Genomic DNA, 3,397 nt, shown 5'->3' on the forward strand with positions numbered 1-3,397 from the left:
CCTCACTCCCCCCCCCCCTATTCCACCCTCTCCCCCCCCCCCCCCCTCGCCCTATGGTTTTGGGGGGGGGGGGGGGCGCGGGGGCCCCCCCCCCGCCCCTCATCATGACGCAGCAGGTCAGGCCAACGGCACGCTGCGGTCGGCGTGGACGCCGTCCCGTCAGCCAGCCCCACGTAGGGCTGCATCTGCGTGTACGGGATGCGCTGCTCTCGCTCTACCCGCCGCAGCTCATCGGCTCGGATCAGGAACCGTGCGGGAGGGGCGCCGGGGGCGAGCACGTGAGGGAGGGGAGTTGCCCAGTTCTCGCCTCGCGTGACGAACATGCGCCGGTCACCGGGGAGCTCGATACCCCAGCCGGTGATGGCAATCGGCTTGTCACCGGCGTTGACCGCCTCCACGCTGACGAAATGATCGCCCAGGTCCTGGCTTCCGTCGGGCAGGTCGTAGACACCCGGCTTCCACAGAAGTCGGCTGGCTAGAGACACAAAGTGGGCCCTGACCTGCGACTTCACCGTCTCCTGTCCAAAATGCCCGTGTCACTAGGCGTCGGCATTCCCACTGGTCAGGAAGCTGGCGGGATGGGCATCCCTCTCCGGGAAAGCCTCAAGGACCGAGGGTGTTACGCCCCTCTTCGCCCCCTTTGTTGACCACCCTCGGCGCAAGGTGATGGGCGCGAAATGCGCTACGTGATCGGGTAGCGTGACAGCAACGCCCCAATACCAAGGGGTCACTTGGCGGTCGCCGCCACGCTGACCAGCAAGAACGTCAGCGCCTAGTGACACGCCTTCTTCCCATGGCTTACCGCATCATCCCTGGTCAGGACCCATCTTGTGACTCTAGGCGACGAGAGTTCTGTGGAACTCAGGAGACAGGGATGGAATTGGAGACCTGGAGGATGACCCGGGGTCCTACGGGAGCGGGCAGGTAGCTCGCGATGTGGAAGCGGTTCTCCTGCTGGTTGTGATTGCCGACCTGCAGCGCGGCGGGGCCGTTGAAGGTGTTGCCGACCACGCCTTGGCGGGCCGCGAATTCCCGCTGCTCGGCCACCAGCGCCTGAAGCTCGGTTGCGACCCGCTGCTGCTCGGAGTCCTCCAGGTTCTCCAGGAGCGCCTCGAAGCGGGTCTGCCACGATGCCTCCTGGCGCAGGCGCGCCCGCTCCGTCTCGCCCGCGTCGGCTTCCTCCAGAGCCTGCGCAGTGCGGTCCAGGCGTTCCAGCTCCGCACTCTCGCGCTGAGTGTCGCCACGCCCCAGGAGACGGGCTACGCGTTGCCGCAGACCGGTCCATGCATCGGTGCCGTCGACTTGGACGACGGCGCTACCGCCGGCTCCGGCCACGGACATGAGTGCTTCAGCCCGGATCCACCGGCCGATGTTTCCGAGGTCCGATTTCTCGCCGAGGGCTGATGGTGGTGTGGGGCACGGGTTCGAGGGAGTGCGGCGCCCGCCGCGCTCGGGTCGCGGCCTGTCCGAGGTGTCTTTCGAGTCGGGGCTGGGGCGGTGGCGGTGTCGCCGGTGGCCGGTGCGGCCGTCAGGGTGCGGTGTGGATGGAGGCCGTCAGGGTGTCGATGGCGAGTGGTGGACGGCCTCGAACAAGTCGTGATAGGCGCTCTGCCAGGGCCAGTTGGCGGGCAGGTGGGCGGTCAGCTTGATCCTCGCGGTGCGAGCGAGTCAGGCGGGGAGGTGGATCAGGTGGGCGCGGAGTGTGGCGGTGGTGGCCTTGGCATGGAAGGCCGAGGCCAGAGCGCCGGCGGCCCGCAGCAGGTTGTGCGACATGGCCCACAGGGTCAGCCAGGCGGCGTTCGCCTGGAAGTTTCCCGAGGGCAGGTGGGCGAGCGCGGAGGACTTCCCGTCCGCGATCACCTGTTCCACGACAGCGTGTCGCCGGTGGTGCAGTTCGGCCTGAAACATGCCGAAGGGGCTGTTGGTGAAGACGGGGTGGTAGCGCCAGGAGTCGAACAACTCGCCCTGCCCGGTGACTTCTTGCGGGTTCAGGCGTCGCACCCGGCGCACGATCAGACGGGCGGTGACCTGCTCGGCCTTCGTGCGTCCGGTGAACGCTGTGTACTCGGTCTCGGCGACCTCGGCGTCGGAGACAATCCCGCCGGTGTCGGGATCCACGAATGCCTCGGGGTAGCGGATCGGGACCCAGGCGTCCTCGACGATGCGGCCGATCGCGGCGGCGATGGAGGGGTTCATGCCCGTGGTCAGGGAGAAATAGGCACCGGCCCTGTGGCAGGCGGCGGCCACGTCGGCGGTGTAGAACTTGCTGTCCGCCCGCACCATCCGGATTCCGGTTCCGCCCGCCTCCTTCGCGATGGCCAGGGCCTGGGCGACGAAGCTTTTCGCGCCGCGGACATCGGCGGCCTTGCCGCGGCGCAAGCGGACCGCACCGATCACCGGCCGGGCGAGCGGGGTGGACAGGGTGGCCACGATCGGGTGCAGGGTGCGCTGCCCCTTCAGGCGCCCGTGCTCGGCGCCTTGCTTGGCCCGCCCGTAGACCCGGCGGTGGGTGGGGTCGATATCGATGAACATCAACTGCCCGGCGCCGGGCAGCAGCGGGGCGTGGGTCGCGAGGCGGGCCAGGAACTCCCGGTGCACCCGGTGGAGTTGCCGGTTGTGGCCGTGAGTGAAGGAGCGCAGGAAGGTGCCCAGCGTGGACGGGGCGCGTATTCCGGCGAAGGCCCGGTCCATTGCGCCATGCCGCAGTCTGTCGGCATCGTCGATGGAATCGGCCCCCGAGCACATCGCGCCCAGCAGCGACATCACCTTGGCCGCCGGATGGGCGCCGCCGCTGTTGTCGGCCGCCTCAATGCGGACCTGGGCGGCCAGACCGACGGCCACAGCGATTGACGGCCGGGCGGCGTTGACGAGGACGGTCCTTGCCCCCGCACCGCGGTGTAAGCGCCGTACGTCATGCGGGTGCGGGTGGTGTGGTCTGCGGCGACGCGTACTCGTTGGCTGCCGTGACGTCCTCGGGAGCGGCCCAGCCCTCGTACTGGGTCCCCAGGGCAGTGGTGAGGGTCCGGGGGACGAGGCGGCCGTGCAGGACGTCGGCGACGAACCGAGGGAACTCCCGTTCCTCGCTGTGCTCCCAGCCGGGGTGTGCCGGATGGTGGAGTCGCGTCTGCGGGTGATCGAGGGCCTGACGGTGCCCGAGATGCCCGTTGCCTGGGATCCGTGGGAGTTCCAACGGACGTTGAAGGCGCCGGCGTGTCCGAGGTCCGCCGCGCCGCTTCCTCGCTGTGGCGAGGAGCGGGCGCGGCGGGCCTTCGATCAACCGTCAAAGGCGCAGGAGGGCGTAGTTGCTCAGTTGGTGGTGAAGGCGGGGTAGTCGGTGTAGCCCTCGGCCTGACCGGCGTAGTAGGTGTTCCGGTCGCTGTCGGCCAGTGGGTGGCCC

General features: G+C 69.1%; 3 protein-coding genes. All 3 read right to left on the bottom strand.

Going from position 1 to position 3,397, the window contains the following annotated elements:
- Nucleotides 1-861: 861 nt before the first annotated feature.
- The 3 genes from ABZV34_RS37805 to ABZV34_RS37815 all read right to left on the bottom strand — a co-directional run bounded on the left by ABZV34_RS37805 (nt 862) and on the right by ABZV34_RS37815 (nt 3,190).
- A complete protein-coding gene (locus ABZV34_RS37805) occupies nt 862-1,341 on the bottom strand; it encodes a hypothetical protein (RefSeq protein ID WP_356287322.1) in 480 nt (159 codons plus the stop codon).
- A gap of 327 nt (nt 1,342-1,668) precedes the next feature.
- On the bottom strand, nt 1,669-2,841 hold the full coding sequence (locus ABZV34_RS37810) for an IS1380 family transposase (protein WP_356287325.1): 1,173 nt from the start codon (nt 2,839-2,841) through the stop codon (nt 1,669-1,671).
- 70 nt (nt 2,842-2,911) lie between these two features.
- The gene (locus ABZV34_RS37815; protein ID WP_356287328.1) at nt 2,912-3,190 is read right to left on the bottom strand and encodes a hypothetical protein; all 279 of its coding nucleotides are present in this window, start codon (nt 3,188-3,190) and stop codon (nt 2,912-2,914) included.
- Nucleotides 3,191-3,397 lie beyond the last annotated feature (207 nt).

This window comes from Streptomyces sp. NPDC005195, assembly GCF_040608315.1.
Classification (GTDB): domain Bacteria; phylum Actinomycetota; class Actinomycetes; order Streptomycetales; family Streptomycetaceae; genus Streptomyces; species Streptomyces kaempferi.

What these genes read in the sequence shown, in the direction of transcription:
- ABZV34_RS37805 (WP_356287322.1), bottom strand. Translation starts at nt 1,341, where the DNA reads ATGTCCGTGGCCGGAGCCGGCGGTAGCGCCGTCGTCCAAGTCGACGGC.